Origin of the sequence: Acinetobacter sp. RIT698 (genome assembly GCF_009668065.1) — a bacterium.
GTDB lineage: Bacteria > Pseudomonadota > Gammaproteobacteria > Pseudomonadales > Moraxellaceae > Acinetobacter > Acinetobacter guillouiae.
This window is the reverse complement of record NZ_WJYH01000047.1, coordinates 1-22,153: the sequence shown is the minus strand read 5'-3', so window position 1 is coordinate 22,153 and position 22,153 is coordinate 1. Positions and strand designations below refer to the sequence as shown.

Annotated in this window: 21 protein-coding genes and 1 pseudogene; 10 read left to right on the top strand and 12 right to left on the bottom strand. The window is 38.2% G+C overall.

What is annotated here, in order from left to right; translation table 11 throughout:
- Positions 1-141: 141 nt before the first annotated feature.
- Together mrcB and GJV03_RS17280 are read left to right on the top strand one after the other, a co-directional pair.
- Positions 142-2,535, top strand: coding sequence for a penicillin-binding protein 1B (gene mrcB, locus GJV03_RS17285; RefSeq protein ID WP_154130672.1), 2,394 nt, complete (start codon positions 142-144; stop codon positions 2,533-2,535).
- A 51-nt stretch (positions 2,536-2,586) separates the two neighbouring features.
- A complete protein-coding gene (locus GJV03_RS17280; protein ID WP_004820161.1) occupies positions 2,587-3,171 on the top strand; it encodes a hypothetical protein in 585 nt (194 codons plus the stop codon).
- 26 nt (positions 3,172-3,197) lie between these two features.
- Here GJV03_RS17280 and GJV03_RS17275 read toward each other — a convergent pair whose 3' ends face one another.
- Positions 3,198-4,109 (bottom strand): NUDIX domain-containing protein, encoded by a 912-nt coding sequence (locus GJV03_RS17275; protein ID WP_154130671.1) that lies wholly within the window; start codon positions 4,107-4,109, stop codon positions 3,198-3,200.
- A 140-nt stretch (positions 4,110-4,249) separates the two neighbouring features.
- Between GJV03_RS17275 and GJV03_RS17270 the strand changes: the two genes are divergently transcribed.
- Positions 4,250-4,420: a hemin uptake protein HemP gene (locus tag GJV03_RS17270; RefSeq protein ID WP_004721884.1), complete on the top strand. Its 171-nt coding sequence runs from the start codon at positions 4,250-4,252 to the stop codon at positions 4,418-4,420.
- A gap of 189 nt (positions 4,421-4,609) precedes the next feature.
- Here GJV03_RS17270 and GJV03_RS17265 read toward each other — a convergent pair whose 3' ends face one another.
- From GJV03_RS17265 to GJV03_RS17250, 4 genes are all read right to left on the bottom strand, one after another.
- Complete coding sequence (locus GJV03_RS17265; protein ID WP_154130670.1) at positions 4,610-5,944, bottom strand: HAMP domain-containing sensor histidine kinase; 1,335 nt, start codon at positions 5,942-5,944, stop codon at positions 4,610-4,612.
- A 41-nt stretch (positions 5,945-5,985) separates the two neighbouring features.
- Positions 5,986-6,651: a response regulator transcription factor gene (locus tag GJV03_RS17260; RefSeq protein ID WP_004721888.1), complete on the bottom strand. Its 666-nt coding sequence runs from the start codon at positions 6,649-6,651 to the stop codon at positions 5,986-5,988.
- Between the two features lie 163 nt (positions 6,652-6,814).
- Complete coding sequence (locus tag GJV03_RS17255; RefSeq protein ID WP_004721890.1) at positions 6,815-7,174, bottom strand: NirD/YgiW/YdeI family stress tolerance protein; 360 nt, start codon at positions 7,172-7,174, stop codon at positions 6,815-6,817.
- A gap of 101 nt (positions 7,175-7,275) precedes the next feature.
- Positions 7,276-9,033, bottom strand: a complete 1,758-nt coding sequence (locus tag GJV03_RS17250) for a GspE/PulE family protein (protein ID WP_056516006.1) — start codon at positions 9,031-9,033, stop codon at positions 7,276-7,278.
- 174 nt (positions 9,034-9,207) lie between these two features.
- Between GJV03_RS17250 and GJV03_RS17245 the strand changes: the two genes are divergently transcribed.
- On the top strand, positions 9,208-10,467 hold the full coding sequence (locus GJV03_RS17245) for a DUF4010 domain-containing protein (RefSeq protein WP_154130669.1): 1,260 nt from the start codon (positions 9,208-9,210) through the stop codon (positions 10,465-10,467).
- Between the two features lie 232 nt (positions 10,468-10,699).
- Here the strand turns inward: GJV03_RS17245 and GJV03_RS17240 are convergent, their stop codons facing one another.
- Entirely contained in the window at positions 10,700-11,332 is a 633-nt protein-coding gene (locus GJV03_RS17240) for a hypothetical protein (protein ID WP_154130668.1), read from the bottom strand.
- A gap of 88 nt (positions 11,333-11,420) precedes the next feature.
- Between GJV03_RS17240 and GJV03_RS17235 the strand changes: the two genes are divergently transcribed.
- From GJV03_RS17235 to GJV03_RS17225, 3 genes are all read left to right on the top strand, one after another.
- On the top strand, positions 11,421-11,792 hold the full coding sequence (locus tag GJV03_RS17235; protein WP_004721895.1) for a DUF3144 domain-containing protein: 372 nt from the start codon (positions 11,421-11,423) through the stop codon (positions 11,790-11,792).
- 53 nt (positions 11,793-11,845) lie between these two features.
- On the top strand, positions 11,846-12,250 hold the full coding sequence (locus tag GJV03_RS17230) for a DUF3144 domain-containing protein (RefSeq protein ID WP_004721896.1): 405 nt from the start codon (positions 11,846-11,848) through the stop codon (positions 12,248-12,250).
- Positions 12,251-12,467: 217 nt separating this feature from the next.
- A complete protein-coding gene (locus tag GJV03_RS17225; RefSeq protein ID WP_154130667.1) occupies positions 12,468-13,532 on the top strand; it encodes an amidohydrolase family protein in 1,065 nt (354 codons plus the stop codon).
- An 82-nt stretch (positions 13,533-13,614) separates the two neighbouring features.
- Here the strand turns inward: GJV03_RS17225 and GJV03_RS17220 are convergent, their stop codons facing one another.
- From GJV03_RS17220 to GJV03_RS17205, 4 genes are all read right to left on the bottom strand, one after another.
- Positions 13,615-14,031, bottom strand: coding sequence for a heme-binding protein (locus GJV03_RS17220; RefSeq protein ID WP_004721898.1), 417 nt, complete (start codon positions 14,029-14,031; stop codon positions 13,615-13,617).
- A gap of 145 nt (positions 14,032-14,176) precedes the next feature.
- The gene (gene hemL, locus GJV03_RS17215) at positions 14,177-15,472 is read right to left on the bottom strand and encodes a glutamate-1-semialdehyde 2,1-aminomutase (RefSeq protein ID WP_004721899.1); all 1,296 of its coding nucleotides are present in this window, start codon (positions 15,470-15,472) and stop codon (positions 14,177-14,179) included.
- 62 nt (positions 15,473-15,534) lie between these two features.
- On the bottom strand, positions 15,535-16,161 hold the full coding sequence (thiE, locus tag GJV03_RS17210; RefSeq protein WP_105714500.1) for a thiamine phosphate synthase: 627 nt from the start codon (positions 16,159-16,161) through the stop codon (positions 15,535-15,537).
- A gap of 125 nt (positions 16,162-16,286) precedes the next feature.
- Positions 16,287-16,670 carry a DUF962 domain-containing protein gene (locus GJV03_RS17205; RefSeq protein WP_004721901.1) on the bottom strand — a complete coding sequence of 128 codons (384 nt, stop codon included), beginning with the start codon at positions 16,668-16,670 and terminating at the stop codon, positions 16,287-16,289.
- 310 nt (positions 16,671-16,980) lie between these two features.
- On the opposite strand from GJV03_RS17205, the gene GJV03_RS17200 reads away from it, so the two are divergent.
- Positions 16,981-18,441, top strand: a complete 1,461-nt coding sequence (locus tag GJV03_RS17200) for a CYTH domain-containing protein (protein ID WP_154130666.1) — start codon at positions 16,981-16,983, stop codon at positions 18,439-18,441.
- 184 nt (positions 18,442-18,625) lie between these two features.
- Complete coding sequence (locus GJV03_RS17195; RefSeq protein WP_154130665.1) at positions 18,626-20,095, top strand: CHAD domain-containing protein; 1,470 nt, start codon at positions 18,626-18,628, stop codon at positions 20,093-20,095.
- Positions 20,096-20,187: 92 nt separating this feature from the next.
- On the opposite strand, the gene tsaA is transcribed toward GJV03_RS17195, so the two are convergent.
- Positions 20,188-20,916, bottom strand: coding sequence for a tRNA (N6-threonylcarbamoyladenosine(37)-N6)-methyltransferase TrmO (gene tsaA, locus GJV03_RS17190; RefSeq protein ID WP_105714502.1), 729 nt, complete (start codon positions 20,914-20,916; stop codon positions 20,188-20,190).
- A 99-nt stretch (positions 20,917-21,015) separates the two neighbouring features.
- On the opposite strand from tsaA, the gene GJV03_RS17185 reads away from it, so the two are divergent.
- On the top strand, positions 21,016-21,795 hold the full coding sequence (locus tag GJV03_RS17185; RefSeq protein WP_004721908.1) for a ferredoxin--NADP reductase: 780 nt from the start codon (positions 21,016-21,018) through the stop codon (positions 21,793-21,795).
- A 115-nt stretch (positions 21,796-21,910) separates the two neighbouring features.
- Here the strand turns inward: GJV03_RS17185 and GJV03_RS21820 are convergent.
- Positions 21,911-22,153: pseudogene (locus GJV03_RS21820) on the bottom strand (IS66 family transposase); the annotation flags it as partial.

Here is a 22,153-nt window from a genome sequence, read left to right as displayed (position 1 = left end):
TTATAAAATCATTCATATACGAAAAATAACGAGAATGTTTAAAAAGCCTTTAAATTTGTGTATTTCACAGATTTATTATTGCAAAATTAAGAAAAGCTTCGCATGATTAGCGAAAATAAATTTGGGTATTATTATCTGTATATGAAGACCGAACGTGGTATAGGCTTAATTGCACTGATTTTTTGTGTATTAATTATTGCAGTATTTCTCGCATTTAGCGTCTACTTAATTCGACTCGACAATGTTATTCGAGATAAGTTTGAAGGCAATCGCTGGGATATTCCTGCGAAAGTATTCGCTCGCCCGTTAGAAATTTATGCAACTGCGCCAATTGCCCAAATAGAGTTTGAACAAGAGCTCAAATTACTCGGTTATAAAAACAGTGATAGCTATACCAAGTCGGGAACCTATATTACCCAACCGAATACAATTTACGTACATACACGCGGCTTTGACTTTGGTGACAGTGTAGATCCAGAACAAGTCCTACAAGTGACCTTTGCTGGCGATACAGTTACAGATGTAAAAGCCACCAAACCAACCAATACAGGAATCGCACGTTTAGAACCGATGTTGATTGGTGGTATCTACCCGCAACACAATGAAGACCGCGTCCTCATCAAATTAAATAAAGTTCCAAAGCCTTTGATTGAAGCATTAATCGCAACAGAGGATAGAAACTTTTATCGTCATCATGGTATTTCATTCCGTGGTACAGCGCGTGCTTTACTTAGTAATGTGACTGGTGGTAAACGTCAGGGTGGTTCAACACTGACGCAACAGTTGGTTAAGAACTTTTTCTTAACTCCTGAAAAGACCTTAAAACGTAAAGTAAATGAAGCCCTGATGTCGCTGTTATTAGAGCTTCATTACAGCAAAGACGAGATTTTAGAAGCCTATTTAAATGAAGTGAATTTAGGTCAAAGTGGTAACTATTCTGTCAATGGTTATGGCTTGGCTTCACAATTCTATTTTGGTTTACCACTCAGTGAATTAAATATTTCACAACAAGCATTTTTGGTTGGTTTAGTTCAAGGGCCTACCCTATTTAACCCTTGGAAAAATCCTGAAGGCGCAAAAAAACGTCGCGATATTGTGCTGAACAATATGTTGGTGATGGGATACTTAGACCAAGCGCAATATGAAAAAGAAATTGCACGTCCGCTCAATGTGGTGCGTAAACCAACATTAGGTACAGCAAGCTTCCCAGACTTCTTAGATATTGTACGTCGTCAACTTAAAACCGAATACCAAGAATCAGATTTAACCAATCAAGGTTTAAGAATTTTTACGACACTTGATCCAATTGCACAAACTAGAGTGCAAAAGAGCTTTAGAGAAACGGTGAGCCGTTTAGCCAATGCAAACCCAGCAAGACTAAAAGACCTACAAGGCGCTGTTTTAGTTACCCGTCCTGAAAATGGCGAATTGATTGCCGCTGTTGGTTCAACCCAAGACTTTACTGGCTTTAATCGTACTGTAGATGCGAAACGTCAAGTGGGTTCTTTGCTAAAACCTGTGATTTATTTAAGTGCGTTGGAATCAGGTCGTTATAACTGGGCATCACCAATTGAAGATGCGCCAATTAGTTTACCTGTCAGTGGTAATCAAACCTGGACACCAAAGAACTATAGTGGAACAGGTCATGGCTATGTTCCGATGTCTCAAGCCTTAGCAAACTCATATAACTTGTCTGCTGTACGTTTAGGGAACGAATTTGGGATCTCTACATTTAGCAATAACTTGTCTAAATTTGGCGTAACTTCAAAGATTCCAAACTATCCGTCTATTTTCCTTGGTGCGGTTGATATGTCGCCAATGGAAGTGATGAGTATTTATGGTAACTTTGCAACAGGTGGATTTAAATATCCAACCAAAGCCATTCGTACTGTTGTAGATTCTAATGGTCGTTTATTGGAGCGTTTTGGTTTAAATGTACAACAGACTATAGACCCTTCTGCTGCCTTCTTATTGAACTTTGGCTTACAACAAGTCATGTCTGCCGGTACAGGTAAAGCTGCTTACAACACATTACCAGCTGATCTCAAACTTGCGGGCAAATCTGGTACAACCAACGATACCCGTGATTCTTGGTTTGCTGGATATTCAGGCAATAATTTAGCAGTGGTATGGTTAGGCTTAGACAACAATAAAATCACTGGGCTTACAGGTTCATCTGGTGCATTACCTGTCTGGATCAATGTCATGAAGCAATTACGCCAAAAACCAGTGAATTTACGTCAAACAGATGATATTTCATGGCAATGGATTGACTCTCGAACTGGGGAGCTTTCAGCACAAGGCTGTGAAGGCGCACTATATATTCCATTATTACGTCACACAGTTCCTAATCGTGCGACAGAGTGCGGAATGCCATATTATCAAGTTGATCCTCAATCCACGCCTGATACGCAACAAAACACTTCACAGCCGCATTCAAGTGATAGTATAGAAAACTATATTCGCGAAAGTGAAGACAGTTTAGATCAGGACTCAAGAGGTCATGTGATCTCAAGTGGTAGTTATAACAACTAATCTAAACATGTTGGATATACGGGTAAATTGGCTTTTAAATAGGAATTTGTGATGAAACGAAATGTAAGCACAATCGCTTATATTCTAAGTTTAAGTGGAATATTAACTTTGGCTGGGTGTCAAACAACACCCCAACAAAATTCTAAACCAAGCAAATCTGTTGAAAAGCCAAAATCTGAACAGCCTGACCATCGGGTTGCTACACCAGATGGGGTAAAAATTACCCCTTATGAACGCCCTGAAATTAAACGTGAAAAAGTTCCTGTCGTAATTGCACCACAATCCAAGCCTCAAACGCAAAAATTTGAGGATGGAGAAAATATCCCAGCCTTTAAACAGCTCATCCAACAAACTCAAACTGCATATCAAAAGGGCCAGTGGGATGAAGCTGAACGTTATGCAATCCATGCACAACGTATTGCACCACAATCAGCACAAGTGTTCTCTTATTTGGCTCAAATTGCCAATCAGAAGAAACAATATGCGAATGCTGAATCTCTAGCACGACGTGGTTTAAGTTATGCGCAAAGCCCATCCCAAAAGAAAACCTTTTGGAATGTTATTTTGCAGGCTGCTCAGCAATTAAAAAATCAACAGACCATCGCAGAAGCGCAAAAACAGTTACAACGCTTATAACTGTTTAAGCCAATATCTCTGCTCGATTAAAAATTTCGAATCCCAGCAATCCCGTATGCATAATGCTGTTGTGCAATCACTAAATCAGCTTGGCTTAATCCCCCCAATGCAAAGACGGGTAAATCACAGGTCTTGGCATATTCAGCAAATTTTTCCCATCCAAGTGCATTGGCTTCAGGATGGGTCTGGGTTGCAAATACTGGACTTAAAATCACAGCATCAAAACCCAATGTCTGTGCTCGCTGTAAAGATACCAGATCATGACATGCTGCTATACAACGTAGACCGATTGGTAACTGCTCGATGTGTAAATCCATCAATTGATGCTGTTTATAATGTACAGCAGCTATACTTTTTTGAAGATGTTCAGGCAACTGTTGCCATAGCTCTATATTGATGATCAAGCGAGATAAGGCATTTGCAGCTAACTGCGAAATTTGTGTTACAGCAACCTGATCTGCAGTCGTTCTAAAATAAAAAAATTGCGCGTTGTCATCTAGACTTTTTTCTATGCTCAATACTGAAAGATTGTCGGAGATTTTAATTTGATGCGCCCAGTACAAGCGTTGAATAATCGCTTGATTGGCTTTAGGGAAATTCAGCGCGAATAGTTGATCACGCCCATACCATGTCCAAGGTTTCTGAACATCATGTAAATATTGTTCAGGAACCGTGGCATGAAAAAGATGAAGAAACACTTCAACATCATCATAAACATGATGAATTACATCAAAAGCATGCCATTGCTGGATGCCAATTCCCACTTCCTCAAAGATCTCTCGACGACATGCTTCAACAGGCGTTTCCCCTGCTTCAATTTTGCCGCCAGGAAATTCATATTTATTGCCCTGATGCTGATCCGCATTGCGCCAACCGACCAACACTTTCCCACGATAAAGTAATAAAGCGATAGCCACATGAATACTGGGTTTAGACATAAAAATCGACACCTGAATTTTTAATGAATTGTAAGCAATTATAGAAATTTTATAAATGATAAAAATTATCGTTGACAGACCTATTCGATAATGATTATCATTTAAATCACTTAGACAGCACCCCACACGGAGTAACAATAATGAACGCACCTTTTAGCCTATTCACACGTAACACTGAAGCTCACCAATCTCTTCCGATGTTACATTCAAATAACTTATTTGCATTAGGGCGCGAAATTCGCATCATGCATGCTGGAGAAGAATATCGCTTACGTTTAACACGTAACAATCGTCTAATTTTGACCAAATAACTATAAAAACATTAAGTTAAAACAAAAAACGTGGGAACAAGCAGTATGAATCAGCGCATACTGCTTTTTAATTTTGTCAGCTGATTTTTAATGCTTATCTATAGATTTTTATACAACAAGCTATCTCTATAAAACGATCTAATGAAATGCTAAACACTCAATAAAAATAACCGATTCAATCGTACAGCTTTAACGTAAATAAACACAAACGCTCAAACCGCCATATTCGGAAGCAGCAAACTGAATCTGTCCATGATGCAGATCGATCACCTTTTTACAAATTGATAAACCTAAGCCTGAACCTTGTGTTTTGGTCCCCAACGCTCGGTAAAAACGTTCACCTAAACGATCTAAGATGTCTTGAGGAATACCCTCACCATCATTTTGAATTTCAAAGCTATTGCTATTGTTTAAAGGTCCAATCTGAATATAAATATTGCCCTGTACTGGCGTATAACGAATCGCATTATCTACAAGATTGCGAATACAAATAAAAAGTAATTCTTCATTTACATAGACCTGAACATCTTCGCTTTGAATATGAATCTGAAGCTGCTTTTCGTCTATAAAAGGATCTAAACTATTTAACACATGCTGAGTCATTTGCTCCAGACTTATCCAAGTCTTCGGTAATTCACTGGCATCCGCTGGATCTAATCGGGCCAAAAGCAAAAGATTTTCAAGGACTAGCGTTCCTCGATTCACATCATTTTGAATACTATTGAGTTGCTGATAAATCTCAGGGACCTCGGCATATTTGCGTTGTAATAACTGCAAACGCATTTGTATCGCAGAAAGTGGCGAACGTAATTCATGTGATGCATCTGCGGTAAAGCGTTGTTCAGCAATTAAAGCTTGATCCAGTCGCGCAAGCATTTGATTGAGCTGATTGACCATCGGCTCAAGTTCTTTAAATGCAGGCTGTTGCTGAATTAAGCTGAGATCATTGGCATTTTTCTCTGCAATTTCTGTCGAAAGCAGTTGAATAGATTTAAATTGTTTTTTAACTGAGAAATGTAAAATCAACCATTGCACCAACCAGAGACTCAATAAAACCAATAAATAGCTGATAAAACTTTGCAATAAGTCTTTAAAACGGACACTTAAGGGCTGTATAACATAGACGCTTAACTGAGAATCCTGATCAATCGCTCGGTAGCTACGTAACAACTTATTCTCTGCCCAAATAAATGCATACCCATTGTCTTCACCCTTCGCCAGAAGATTGTCATGCCCCTGTTGCAAATCAAATTCAGGTGATTGGGTCAGCATCACCTCACCATTCATCAATCGATATTGAATATCAAATTCATCACTTAACTCATCCAATTGAAAACCAGACGTCGCACTTAAATCTGAGATCAGAAGCATATCTGCAACTTCATCCATGATTTCATCTTGTACGTTCATATTGTGATAAATCGAAAGGCTCACCAGAAGTACCAGCGCAAAAATACCTGCCACAATTGAACTGAGCATTGAAGTCTTAATCAGCTTAGTTTGTAGTGATACTGCCTGGGTCATATTCATCCTATTGAAATCATTAAAAGTACTCGGTGAAATACTCAATCTTGCTCTTTATTCATACGATAGCCCAAGCCACGAATTGTTTTGATCAAATGTCCACCGATCTTCTTACGCAATTGATAGATATAAACTTCAATCGCATTACTTTCAATTTCATCTCCCCAAGCATAAAGTGATTCTTCCAATTGCTCACGTGTCACAATATGTTCAGGCTTTTGCATCAATTTATATAAAATTTGAAATTCTTTTGCGGTGAGATGAACAACTTGCTGATCCTGAAATACCGTTTTCGCTTGAGTATCTAATACTAAATTTTCATATTTTATTTCATGTAAATTTGTGACTTGGGTTTGTCTGAGTTGTGCCCGTACTCGAGCAGATAATTCTTCTAAACTAAAAGGCTTTACCAAATAATCATTTGCGCCGAGATCTAAACCTTGCACACGATCTTGAATACTATCTCTTGCGGTAAGAAAAATCACTGGAATTTCTGGAAATTGACGTTTTAACAGTTTAAGAATTTCATCGCCAGTGGCTTTGGGCAAACCACGATCTAATAAGATACAGTCATATTGATGCTGTTCAATGGCTAAAATTGCATGATCACCACGTTCGACCCAATCTATATTGTAGCCATCCATTTCCAACCAAGATTTAATACTTTCAGCTTGTGAACTATCATCTTCAGCGAGCAAAATTCGCATAGACCATCTCTCTTTTAGGCAGATAAAGCCTTGATCAAAATAAAATCTGCAGTTTGTTGCTGTTCATAGTTGTTGAACATGGGTAAAGACCACATGCATACACATGTAGTCTTAGCGAATATAACGAGAATCTGCTGTGGTTTATTGTTAACAAATAAAACAATTAAAAATTCACGGCATCCACATCAATTTCTACACGTTTCGTCGGTTTATAGTCGATATCGACCTCACCAAACAATGTCACTGTAGCATTTGCCGCGATCGGTTTACCTTGCCATAATTCATCATCAATATCGACAGTAATGCTACCTGTGCTATCACGGAATTGATATTTTTCATCACCGATTGCTTTGACCACGTTGCCACGAAGCTGCACTTTAGTATCATCTTTCAATGTTAAAGCTTGTTTTACTGTGGTTAAACTTGGTGTAAGCGCTGATTGATTTACCGCTGTGTTTGCAGTAGCAAAACTTGTTAAACCAATCAAGCTTGTGGTTAAAATTGTTTTCGCAATGACGTTCATTGTTGTGTCCTCATATCGGTTCATTGTTTCGATAGAAGCATTAAAACAAACCAACATGAGGTGAATCTTAGGATTTCTTCATTTGCTATTTTAAGTCAAAATTAATTTAAAGGCACAACTCTAAGGACTTCTTCCAGCGTTGTTACGCCTTCCAATACTTTACGTGCACCAGCAATTCTTAATGGTTCAATACCCTCTTTTTTTGCCTGCATTTTTAAATCATCTAAAGTCACGCCCGCACTAATTCGCTGCTTTGCTTCAAGGCTAATCGGCATAAACTCGTAAATCCCGACACGACCTTTATAACCTGTTTGACGGCATTCCTCACACCCAACTGCTTTATATACAAAATTAGGCATTTTGGTCTGATAGCCAAATGTCAAATGCTTCCACTCTTGTTCATTGATAAAGGTTTCTTGTTTGCAATGAGGGCAAAGCTTACGCACTAAACGCTGAGCCAATACTCCCAAAATCGTTGCAGCGGTTAAAAAAGGCTGCACGCCTAAATCATGCAAACGTGTCAGACTTGATGGTGCATCATTGGTATGCAGAGTTGAGAGCACTAAATGACCCGTTAATGCTGCCTGAATCGCCATGTTGGCAGTATCTTGGTCACGAATTTCCCCAACCATAATAATATCTGGATCTTGACGCATCAACGCACGGATACCATCAGCAAAACCAAGCTCAATCCCTTGATTGACCTGCATCTGGTTAAAACTTGGCTCCAACATCTCAATCGGATCTTCAATGGTACAGACATTCACTTGTTCGGTTGCCAATTGTTTTAACGAAGAATAAAGCGTGGTGGTTTTACCTGAACCTGTGGGGCCAGTCACCAAAATAATGCCATGACTATGTTGCGTTAAAGCATGCCACTGTGCCAATAAATGTTCATCAAAACCCAATTGTTGAAAACTTCGTACCAAAACTTCTGGGTCGAAAATACGCATCACTAACTTTTCACCAAAAGCAGTCGGCAATGTTGAAAGACGTAGCTCGGTTTCTTGTCCTTTCGGTGTCCGTGTTTTTAAACGCCCATCCTGAGGTTTACGTTTTTCTGCAACATTCATACGACCTAAAATTTTAATCCGTGAAATAACTGCGGTTAAGGTATTGGCTGGCATATTATAAATCGTATGCAGTACCCCATCGATACGAAAACGAATTTTGCCTTTTTCCTTACGCGGTTCTAAGTGAATATCACTCGCGCCTTGCTCAAAAGCAAACTGTAAAACCCAATCGACCAGTTTCACAATATGCTGATCATTGGCATCAGGATTCTGGGTATCACCCAATTGTAAAAGTGCTTCTACACCTTTATTTTCTTTATCATAGGCACTGGATTTTTGCGAATTGCTGACCGCTTTACTGACTTGATAATACTCAGTTAAATAGCGTTGTAATAACTCAGGATTTAATACTACTTTTTCAATTTTTTTTGGGCTTAAACTACGTTCTAAATTATGTACCCAATCCGTCATAAAAGGCTGTGCTGTACCAATCAGAATTTTATCGGCACTGACCTCAACTGCTAAAATTTTATTTCTTATTGCAAACTCTTGCGACATGACATTGGTCAGTGAAGTCACATCGGCCTTTAACGGATCAATCGTAAATGAATTAAGTTCGGCTTTTTCAGCTAACCATTCTGTCAGCGTGGTCAATGTCAGTCTTTTAACTGGATTTTTAGCATCGACGAGCTTAAAGCTGGCTATCCATTGCAAAGGATGCCACTTTAACTGATCGCGTTGTCGATGCGTGGTTTGTACCAATAGTTTTTCACGTTCTGTAATACGACCATCTTTTAATAATTGTTCTAAACACCAAGCTGTATCGATTTCAAAATTAAATTGCATTGTTATATCCCCGAAACTCAATCTACTATAACAAAATTAATTGTTGTATTTCTTGGATTTTCTAAATTCAACAATGTATTTAACGCATGGCTAAAAAATAAACTTTTGTTTTTCTAAAACTTTGCGATACATTGAAATCATTCTATTAATTCATGGTCTTATTTGGAGAGCGCTATGAATTTTATATCGCTATATCCATTTTCATTTGGCTCTTATACCGATTTCCTCACCATCATTGCGGCTGCATTGGGTTGTGGTCTACTTATCGGTCTTGAACGTGAACGAAGTCAGCAACGTGAAAATCAAAATAGTTTTGCGGGTTTAAGGTCATTTGCCATTTGCGCTTTACTTGGCGCTATTTGCTTTTTGTTTGGTCCCTATTTTGGCATTGCGGGTGCATTCATTACAGGGGGTATCGTCATTTATTCTTTAAAGAATCAAACTGATGATCCTGGTGTAACCACTGAAATTGCATTTATCCTCACTTATTTTATCGGTGGAATGTGCGTTTGGAATATTTCTTTTGCTGCAGGTTTATCGGTCATCCTCACCGCCTTGTTGATGACTAAACATTCTATGCATGGCATTGCTGGAAAATGGATTACAGAATCTGAATTTAAAGATGGAATTTTCTTACTGGCATTGTTATTAATTGCATTGCCACTGACACCAAACAAAGCTTTGTGGGGTGCTGTGCTTAACCCCTATGTTATTTTAAAATTACTCACCTTAATTTTGGCGGTGCAAGCACTTGCACATATTGCCAAACGATTATTGTCATCAAAAAATGCCATGCTGTTGTCTTCGCTTGCTTCTGGTTTTGTTTCCAGTACCGCAACCATTGCCAGCTTAGGATTAGAAGTCCGAAATGGACGTGCAGATGCCAAAGCCAATGCAGGGGCAGCATTAATGTCTTGCGTGGCAACCCTACTACAACTCATGATTATTGTAATTGGTGTCAGTATTACATGGTTCAAACTCATTGTACTGCCCAGTCTAATCGCTATTTCGATCCTGACTATTTTTGCCTTATGGTTTATGCGTCATACACAACCGATTGAAAATAATCAGCTTACAGATAGCCGTATGTTTAGTCTAAAAGAAGCAGCCATTATTGCAGTGTCTTTGACCTTGATTCAGGCGGGTGTATATGGGTTAAATCTTTTATTGGGCGATGCGGGTTTAATTGCAGGTACGCTTTTGGCCTCATTATTTGAAATTCATGGTGCTTTGGCCACGATTGTCATTCAGGGAGAACCGAGTAATCACATCTTATCTCTCGCCTTTGTTTTAGGTTTAGCAGCACATGCCATTGCGAAATCGATCAATGCATTTTTAAGTGGTGGCAGCCGCTATGCCTTGATCTTTGCTCCAATTCAAATTTTGCATATGACGATGTTTATCATCGTTTTTGTTTGGATTCTTCAATATTAGAAGCACTTTTTTGCAAGGATGAAAAAGTCAATCATTCCCTTCTGAATCAACGTATTTAAGATCAATTTCTCATCAACAAATACAAACTTCGCTGATCTTTATTTAGACCAGCGTCTGAATCATTCCAATCCATCAAAATATTTTACTCATCTTATTTTGTAGATAGAAAAACAACAAAGTTAAAAATCACAGCCTATTTAACAAAATCTACAACCGTCTATTTCACAACAGCCTAACGATATTTTCCAAATACTTTCCAGAGATTGTTATCCGCTAAAGGATCAGCATAGCTATCATTACGTGGCTTGCGCGGCTTATCACGGGCATCCACCAATTCAAAATCTTTTTCAGTGCTCAGCACTAAACCATTTACATAAAATCGAGTTCTCGTATATTCACTTTGTCCAAACTGAAAAATATAGGTTCTTAAATCAATGAATTCACGATGCGCAACCAAGGCTGCGGTATCATCACTGTTTAACCACTGCGACATATTTTTAATTTGGCTGGGTTCAAATTGCCCACATTTTTCAACCAGTGAAGCAATCCCACGAAAAGTTTTTGATTCTTTGGCACGGGTTTTATTAATTCGAATCCGATCTACATGAAAAAAGAACAAAGGTAAATTTAAATGGCTGGGTAATTGAGCCACATCTAAAGCCTCATCCTGCATAAAAGGTTGATACAAGGTTTGTGCCCTTTCAAGCAACCCAAGCCACTGTTTATAGTAAGCCTCTACTGCGGATTGGGTTCCATAATAAATTGGCAAACCTTCAACATTGCTCAAGTCTACAGGCGGCCAAATATTTTGGCGTAATAATGCAATATCACTTTTCAAGCTTTGCATGGCAATCGCATCTTGCATTATCTACTCCTTGAGTATTTATTAAGCTTAGGCTATTTGAGTATGCTATAGTTATATCAATGAAACAAGTCTATGAAAAGGAATGATAATGTCCGAAAATAATGATTTTTTTGAAGAAACTGAAGAAGTTGAATCTGACGAATACTTTTATGAGCGTGCTGATGAATTTATTGCTCTCGCCAATCAATTTGCAGATCAAAATCAACAAGTTTCACACCTAACAGCACATCCTGGAAAGATCAGTGCTTCATTTATGTATGCCAATGCCCGTTATAGTATTTGGCATGCAGCTTGTGCCTACAATCAAGCATCAGATTTTAAAGCGGATCGCCAAGTCATCTTAGACTATTATGTGGAACAATTTAAACTTATGCTTGAAGATCATCTCGATGAATATCAAGAAAATTTTGACAGCTATTTTGCAAATTCAGATACAGAAGAAGTAAAGCGTTTCGTTTAACTCTTGGATTGCCTATAATAGCCCACCAATGAAATACGCTATGTGGAAAAGTCATGTCTCAAAAAATCGATGCTACTGATGTCACCGAAGAAGAAGCTTTAAATGCTGTTTTTTTTGAGCGTGCGGATGAGTTTATCAAACAAGCCAATGAGTTTTGCCGCCCAGCGAAAGGACAGCAACCTAAGCCAGAAGAACTTCGTGGACAAGTCAGCTCAGCAATGCTCTTCGCTACTGCACGTTTTAATACCTGGGTTGCTGCAAACACTTTTAAAGATGGTGATGAAATGCGTGACGCCAAAGAACAAGTCATGTCTTATATATTGCAACAATTCCAAATGATGCTTGAAGACAATTATGATGAGTATTGTGAGCAGTTTGAAAATTATCTCCGTTTCCGTAAAAACGAAGATTTTCATACCCACAAACATGATCAAGATGGCCATGATCATCAACACTGATTGAGATAAATCATCTTAGATTGATCTAAGCATTGATAAAATAGCCTCTTCAATGAGGTTATTTTTTTATAACAATCTTTCGGCAGTCATCCCTAAAACAATAAAATCAACTGATCCTCCCAATGACCTTATCCCATAAATTTACCAAGTGACAATATTCACCTTTTATAAAATTCATGTATTGTATTTTGATAATAAATAACAATTTGGACGTTATATGCAAGATTTGAATTTTCCAATCATTGACCCACATATTCACCAGTGGGATCCCTACAACACCCCTCATGCAGCAGCATTTGCGGTAAAGCTTTTGGGCAAGCGCCCATTCCTACTCGATAAAATGGTGCGTTTAGTCAAAACCAAAGATTTGATTGAAACGGTTGGACTGACGGAACACATTACCCGCCCCTATTTACCACAAGACTATAAACATGATCTTGGCTCATATACGGTCGAACAAGTGGTGCATATTGAAGCCAGTTGGGCAAAAAATAAAGGCAAAGGTGTCGTAGGTGAAACAGAATTTATTGAATCCTTACCCTTTAATGAAAACACCGTAAAGCTCGGTGGCATCGTGGCTACCGCAGACCCTTGTGATCCTAATTTCAAAAAAATTTTAAAGTTACACCAAAAAGCATCTAAACGTTTGCGCGGTATACGCCGCATGGCGGCCTTTCATGAAGATAAAGGCGTGCATAATTGGACGGATCTCCCCCATCTGTATACCGAGAAAAAGTTCTTAAAAGGCTTTGAACAACTCGCGCAACATAACCTGAGTTTTGATGCTTGGGTGTATTCTCATCAAATTCCCGATGTAATTGAGCTGGCAAAAAAGTTCCCCGAAACCTCAATTGTTTTAGATCACTTTGGTACACCAGCAGGCCTGTTTGGTAAAATTGGACAAAATACAGGCTTATCAAAAACAGCACGTGAAAATATTTTTTATCAATGGCAAGATGCTATTGCTGAATTATCCGCTTATCCAAATGTATATACCAAAATGTCTGGTCTATTTATGCCAGTGCTTGGTCATCAATTTTATAAGAAAAAACAACTGGCCTCTAAACAACAAATCATTGATCTTGTTGCACCACTGATACTGCATGCTTTAGAAAGTTTTGGCACCTATCGGGTGATGTTTGCCTCTAATTTTCCAATGGATCGGGTCAATACCAGTCTGGTGAATATCATTGATGCGTTTAGTGATATTGTGATGCAATATGATGAAAATGCACTGAAAAATATCTTCCACCATAATGCCAAACAATTCTATCGTTTGTAATTTTACAAGATAAAAGAGGTGTTTATTTAAACACCTCTTCAAACTTATTTACTGATACACATAATTTTTTAAGTATAGCAGTTTAATTAAACTGCGAAAGAAAGGCTTGAATTGCATGTCGTGCAATTTCAGCATCTTCAAATGATTTCACTCCTGAAATACCCACTGCACCAACCAACTGACCATGATACAAAATAGGCTCACCACCTTCCAACATCCCGGAACCACTCTGCATGGTTAAAAATCCCATTTGACCATTTTTGATAAGGGTCTCATATGATCCTGACGGTCTACGACTTAATGCAGAACATCTGGCTTTGTCCAAACAGAATTTCGATGTCAATGCAGAAGCGCCGTCCATACGCTTCATTGCCAATAAATTGCCCGTTTCATCAACGATGGCAATACTGACATTAAAAGCATGATCAATTGCATATTGATGTGCTTTATTCAATAAAAACTCTGCATCAGATAAGGTTAAATAGTGTTTGGTTTGCATATTTTCTTCCTGAATTATAATGTCTAAAATCACAAAAAAGCCTGTAGTCCTTAGACTACAGGCTTTTATTCTAAATCAAACTTGATTCAAAAAGACTGTCCATTCTGCTCATTTATTCAAGCAATCGAAGTGGTCTTAAATCCCCTTAAGCTTGCATTTCAGCAAAGACTTGTTTGGCCATATCAATGGTAAACTGAATATCTTCATCACTGTGTGCAGCTGAAATAAAGCCTGCCTCAAATGCAGATGGAGCAAGGTTTACACCACGATTTAACATCCCATGGAAGAATTTACGGAATGCTTCAATATCGCATTTTAAAATATGGTCAAAACTGCTAATTTCGGTTTGATCAGTAAAGTAAAGGCCGAACAAACCACCAGCTTGTTGAGTAAAGAATGGGATTCCAGCTTCATCTGCAGCCGCTTGTAGACCTTGTAATAATTGATCTAATTTTGCAGACAAATCGGTGTAGAAGTTAGGTTGGCGAAGGGTTTCAAACATTTTGATCCCTGCTCGCATAGCCAAAGGATTACCCGACAAGGTTCCTGCTTGGTAAACCCCGCCTAAAGGCGCGATACATTCCATGATTTCACGTTTTCCACCAAATGCACCGACTGGTAATCCAGCACCAATGATTTTACCCAAAGTCGTTAAATCAGGTTTTACATTATAATATGCTTGCGCACCACCGAGTGCTACACGGAAACCGGTCATCACTTCATCAATAATAAATACTGATTTGTATTGATCACATTGCTCACGAATCGTTTCTAAGAAACCTTTGATTGGTTTAACCAGATTCATATTTCCAGCGACAGGTTCAACAATCACCCCTGCAATCTCTTGACCATATTTCGCAAAACAAGCTTTAACAGCCTCAATATCATTATATGGCAAGGTCACTGTATGCTTGGCAAAATCAGCAGGTACACCCTTTGATGTTGGCTCACCCATGGTCAACATGCCTGAACCCGCTTTAACCAATAAAGAATCTGAATGTCCATGATAGCAACCTTCAAATTTCACAATCATGTCACGACCTGTATAACCACGCGCCAAACGAATAGCCGTCATGGTTGCTTCAGTACCTGAGTTGGTCATACGAACCAATTCAATTGATGGCATGATTTCACAGATCAAATCAGCCAGCGTGGTTTCATGTACTGTCGGTGCACCAAAGCTTAAACCATCAACTGCTGCTTCTTGTACTGCTTGGATAATATCGGGATGTGCATGACCTAAAATCATCGGCCCCCAAGAACCCACATAGTCCACATAGCGCTTGCCATCGACATCGTATAAATAAGCACCTTTGGCTTTTTCGATAAATACTGGCGTACCACCCACCCCATTAAACGCTCGTACTGGAGAATTCACTCCACCTGGAATATGTTTACTGGCTTGTTTAAACAATTGCTCTTGTTTTGGAGATAGGCTCATAAATCGACTCAATCCTGTAGAATACTAAAATTTCAAAATGATATAAAAAATCACGATACAAATTAAGATTTTGCAGTTTCTGCAAATAACTGTGCCCAAGCTGCGACACGGGCAGGAATATTTTCAACTGATAAAGCTAATATATCACTAATCACAGCGCAAAGGTCAGCACCAGCCTCAATCACAGCTTGAGAATTTTCAACTGTTAAACCGCCTATAGCACAAATAGGTAAATCAAACTTTTCAGATGCCTGCTGTAATGTCGCTAGGCCAATATTACCTGCTTCAGGTTTGGTCGATGTTGCATAAATTGCGCCAAAGGCCACATAGCTTGCCCCTTCAGCGATTGCTTTTTCAGCCAACTCAATTGAGTTTAAGCAAGTCCGCCCAATGATGACACCTTGTGGTAAACGTTGCACTGCATCTGAAATTTCACCATCAGATTGCCCAAGATGAACACCTAAACTAAATTGTTCAGCTAAATCTAAATCATCATTAATCAAAAATGGTGTCTGATACTTTTCACACAGTTGCTTGATCTGCTTCACTTCATTGGCTTGGTCAGATTGAGCTACTTTTTTACGGCGATACTGAAGAATAGCGACTTGCTTAGTGCTTAAAGCAGCTTCGAGTTTTTCTAATAATAATTGGATTGGATCGTCGTTGGTAATCAGGTAAAGACCGCGCATTCAATATTCTCAAACAATCAAATAAATGGATTATAAGCAAGTTTTCTCAGCGAAGACGTGACAAAAACAAAAAAGCTTAGAAATCTCTAAGCTTTTTTGTTTAATTTATTACCATACTGACAAGATTAGCTCTCAATTTTATCTAGACTACGGTCTTTTAAACTTAAATTTCCACGTACAATATCGGAAAGCATACGCCAGTCCGAAATAAAACTATAAAGTGGTTGCTTAAAACTTGCTGGCTTATTTTTCTCAAATACAAAATGCCCCACCCAAGCACAAGCATAGCCTGAAAGCAGTCCATAGACCACGTATTTTGCTTTACGTTGACGAATTGCTTTGCTAAAAAAATAAATCCCGACACTACTTCCAGCTGCATGCAAACGGCGACTCATCATGCTACGGTGTTCAGTTAAATAAAAACGATAAAATTCTGAATAGTTTTTAATTGGTAATTCAAACTTCGGGTTTTGCTCTAATTCCGATTTAGGCTCAACATACGCGTTCATGATCAATCATCCTGTTTTATTTTTAATCAGCTTGGTTTATTTTATGCTGCAATAACAGCCAAATTCAATATCAAGTCTGTTGACAATTCATCTATATTTGCGACTTCAAGTATTGCCCAGACCATACAAGTCACGAAATAGGAAATTTTGTCATTCTAAATATTTAATTAGTAACGATATTGCGGTAAAAAATACTCAAATGGCATGCTATACAAGTCTTCTGATGACACATTTTAAGTTACAATGCCAGATTAGACATTCAAGAATGTTTAATTATCTAATAACCATGATTAACACTTAGGACCCTCACATGCTTGAAGTTGAATTAAAGTTTCAAATTCCGGAAGCCCGCCGCAATGCACTCCTCAAAGCATTAGATCCTAAAAAATCCCAAATTATTCAATTACAAGCAAAATACTACGACACACCTGATCGTCAGATGTCCCAACACGGCGCTGCACTACGTCAACGCTTAGAAGGAACGCGTTGGGTACAAACATTAAAAGCCGCCACCAAAAGCCATTTACAACGCTTTGAAGACAATATTGATTTAGGTGAGCTTGCTGAAGCCCCACATTTAGATCTTGATATTTACCAGAATAAACCCGAAGCACTTGCTGTGTTAAAAAATGCATTGAGGGATAAATTTGACGAACTTCAATTACAATTTGAAACTGACATCCAACGTACCATCCGTGTGATTCAGTTTGAAGATGCTGAAATTGAAATCAGCCTCGATATTGGTGAAGTCAGAACTGAAACCTCCAAACAAGAAATTCATGAAGTAGAATTTGAGTTAAAAAGTGGCTCAATTCAATCACTTTTAGCCTTTAGTTTTGAATGGGTTAAAAAGTATCACTTATGGCTCGATGTACGTAGCAAAGCTGAGTTTGGACACTTATTGACTGTGGATCAAAAAGTCAGTCCAGCACAGCTCAGCAAAGAAACCATTTTAAATAAAAAAGACACTGCAGATAAAAATTTACGTGTGCTTATTGCCAGTCAATTACAACATTTATTGCCAAATATTGCCGCGATTTCTGCACAGGTTGCCCAGCCTGAACATATTATTCAAGCACAGACTGCCCTACACCATTTACATTTAAGTCTTTCTCTGTTTAAAGATTGGACAGATACCAAAACGGATAAATGGTCACATCAACTTTCAGCGTTTGAGAGTCACTTTAAAAACTTACAGCATTTTGAACATATGCAACGCACATTAGGCGCTTTACTGCAAAATCCGAAAACAGCACAAAGTTTAGATCGGGATATTTTGTATGCCAATGAAAAACTCATCAATTTGGTCAAGTCGACTCAAAATGTGCAGCACTATTTAGAATTACTCATGTTCAGTTTAGGACAGTCTACGAAAGCGCCAACCCATGACTTAAAATGGTTTGCGCAAAATACATTGCAAAATCAGTATCGACAGTTACAAGAAAGTTTAAATGAAGCCGATCTATCTGACCTTGAAAGTTTAGAAGCGCTGGCTCAGCATTTAAATGAATTAAAATTTAGCTTTCCGATCCTAACCAATATCTATGATGTTAAAAACTTGCAGAAATATGCGAAATCTTTAAATGATGCTCAACAAGCATGTGAGCAATATCAAGTGCTTGCTTCATCATCATCTTACCTACAACAAACTGACTTAGAAGCCAGTGATTGGTTTGCCTTAGGCTGGCTTACCGCAAAACAAGAAGCTTATGCAGAAAAACTGCTTGAAGCGACGGAACAGTTCTTGGTTAGCCGTAAGTTTTTAAAATAAATCAGCAGCGAGAAGAGATGGTTTTATTGAATAAAATCATCTCTTTAAATACTGCATAAAATTGAATATTTGTAGTCGCGTGAGTATTCACGTTGCGAATTTGTAATCATTCATTAAAAACTCAAAAAAAACAATTTATCGGATTAAAATCGAGAGAATAAGTAATAAGAATGGAACGATAAGCATGTTTGAAATTGAATTGAAATTCCAAATACCTGAAGAAAAGCAAGAAATGCTTATTAAAGCGTTTCAAAGAAAAGATACCAATATTCAGCACTTACAAGCCAAATACTATGATACGGCACAATTTATTTTGTCTGAACATTCCATTTCGCTTCGTCAACGCCTTGAAGATGATCAAGAAAAGCAGCAATGGGTACAAACCCTCAAACTTCCAACAGAACAAAGGCTTAAACGTGCTGAATTTGAGGAAAATATCGAAAGCGCGGAAACAGAATTAGATCTAAAAAATTATCTCAGCAATAAGCATATTGCTAAAAATATTAAACACTTATTAGAGCAACATAAAGATGGATTAGAAGTTCAGTTTCAAACAGACATCGAAAGAAAGCTCAGCTTATTTAAATTTCAAAATAGTGAAATTGAAGTCAGTTATGATCATGGTCATATCATCGCCCATCAACAGCGTCTCGCATTACGTGAATTAGAATTTGAACTGAAACAAGGCACTGTTCAAGATCTCATTTCTTTTATCTTACCTCGGATGAAACGCTATAACTTATGGCTTGATACCCGTAGCAAAGCACAGCAAGGTTTTCAGCTTGCACAAAACTCTCCAGACAATCCCGTACAGTTGCAAACGCCACTTGTTCTTGATTCAAAGGATCACCCTGAGAATGCATTAAAAAAGATCGTGAATAATTGCTTATCGCATCTACTCCCCAACACTACAGCAATTGCATCTGGAAACTTTAATTCCAAACATATTCATCAGGCACGTGTGGCAATTCGTCGCTTAAGAAGTGCTTTAAAAACCTTTTCAAATTGGTCTTTGCATATCGATCCCACTTGGCAAACACAGTTAACCGAACTATTTAGACAACTCGGTTCGGCTCGTGATTTAGATATGATTCGAGAGGAGTTATTACCTCAGCTTGAGGCTGCTGGTGCACCTAAGTTTAAACTTGCAGAACCACAAGATGTCGATTCGCAAAAATTAACCAAACTGTTTAGATCTTTTAATTTTAATTATTTGGTCCTATCCCTAATTCAATTTATTGCCCAAGAATCAAGTGAAAAATCTCAAATAGCTGTACATAAAGCAGCATTTAAAAAAGTTAGACAATTACATCGCAAAATTCAAACTGACGCAGAAAACTATTTAAATTTAGACATCGAAGCACGGCACCGTACTCGTAAAAACTTAAAGCGTTTGCGTTATAGTATTGAGTTTGTTGCATCATTATCGGATAAAAGCCAAGTCAAAAAATATTTAAAAGCTATAAAGCCTGCTCAAGAAAGTTTAGGTCTCTACAATGACCTGATTGTTGCTGAAGATGTGTTAAAAAAATTGGTCAAAACAGAACCCCAAGTCTGGTTTGCTTTGGGCTGGATTGCCGCAGAACAGCAACGGCTTTTGCTGAAATCACAACAAGATTTGCTGCAGTTTGCCAAGACAGCCGTTTTAGAGTAATTGTAGCTACTATCCTGCTCTTTAAACCGAGATGCTCCGATCACAGCGGACAAAAGCGCATAAGTTTTTAAGCAGGATATGGAATCACGTTTTCAATAACTGAACGACTCAATGCCCTGTATCAGGATCGCCTCTTCTGCACAGCTAAATTTAATATTAAATTGCCCAAAACGCATCCCATAAATACGCGCATCATCATGCTGATAAGCTGGTCGAGGATCTAAAGCCAGTACAGACTCAAGTTCAGCGATATATTTTGGGTCCATGTCAGCTGTTTGAAGAAATTTACTTTTTAATTGCTGAGCATGCTCAGACCAAATAACCTGTTTACGAACAGGCTCATGCTGGGCATAACCACTTTGCGCCGCATCCACAGCATCAGAATAATGAATATAAGGTTTAATATCGATAATCGGCGTACCATCTAAAAGGTCACTGCCTGTCACATATACACGAACTGCATTCCCCTCTTTTTTGACAGCTTTAAGTTGTACTACAGATAAACCGATCGGTGCTGGGCGATACATACTGCGTGTTGCAAATACACCGATTTTTTTATTTCCACCTAAACGTGGTGGCCTCACTTGAGGTCGGAACTTATCTTTATCTTGTTGATTTTTATTGTCATGAAACTGCCAGACCAACCATAAATGACTAAATTCTTCGATTCCCTCGAATGCTTCCAAGACATTGTAGGGTGCATACATTTCGATAAAAGACTCCACCTGAACCAGATTTGGTTGTCGAGGAATACCAAATTTTTCAACATAAGGAGAACGCATAATCCCAATAATCGGGAGACTTAACTCAGTCATAATCATTTTTTCTGATAAGTTCAATTAAATATATTCAGTTTATCGAGAATGATTTTAGATTAGAATAGCAGGCTGTTCTAATTTGATAATTTATTGAGACCTTTAATGGCTGCTTTCAACGTCGAAAAGATTACTCACGTACACCACTGGAATGACACTCTATTCAGTTTTAAGACCACACGTGATACCGCATTACGTTTTAAAAATGGTCAATTTGTGATGATTGGTCTTGAAGTCAATGGTAAGCCTTTAATGCGAGCATATTCTATTGCAAGCGCTAACTACGAAGAAGAATTAGAGTTTTTCTCAATTAAAGTGCCTGATGGTCCTTTAACTTCTATTTTGCAAAAAGTAAAAGTTGGTGATGAAATTCTAATTTCTAAAAAACCTACAGGTACTTTAGTGCTTGATGATTTGAATCCGGGTAAAAACTTATACCTTCTTTCATCGGGTACGGGGCTAGCACCATTCTTATCAACGATTCGTGATCCAGAAACCTATGAGCGTTTTGAGAAAGTCATCGTGGTACATGGTACACGCTTTATTTCTGAATTGGCTTACCAAGACCTGATTCTCAATGAACTTCCAAACAATGAGTTTTTTGAAGAGCTGGGTATTAAAGACAAATTGGTTTACTACCCAACTGTAACCCGTGAAGATTTCCATACCCAAGGTCGTGTAACTACTGCGATTGAATCTGGTGCATTATTTGAAAAAATTGGCTTACCACGTTTTAATCCTGAAACTGACCGCGCAATGCTTTGTGGTAGCCCAGCATTCCTTGACGATGTTGTCGAGCTTCTTGACCAACACGGCCTGAAAGAATCCCCTAAAATGGGTGTTTTAGGCGACTACGTGATTGAACGCGCTTTTGTTGAAAAATAATTTATTTTTCAAGCAGCGTTAAATTGAAAACCGAGGTTGAATACCTCGGTTTTTTTACGTTTAATGAATATAAATTAGTACAGGTTGGTAAGCCTCCATTGAACCTCACTTAAATTCAAGCAGGATTCCATTTATACAGCAATAATTCCTCAATATCTTTCATTTCATGAGGCAGTAATCTTGAAAATACATCTGTTAAATAGGCATACCCAGACCATTAAGATTAGCCAACTGGATTAAAGTCATAATATTTGCGGCTCTCTGCCCATTTCTAAATGAGCCTCCAAACAGTCAATTCTTACGCCCCAAAGCCCACGGATTTATTTGATATTCAATCCAAATATTGTCAATAGTTGAT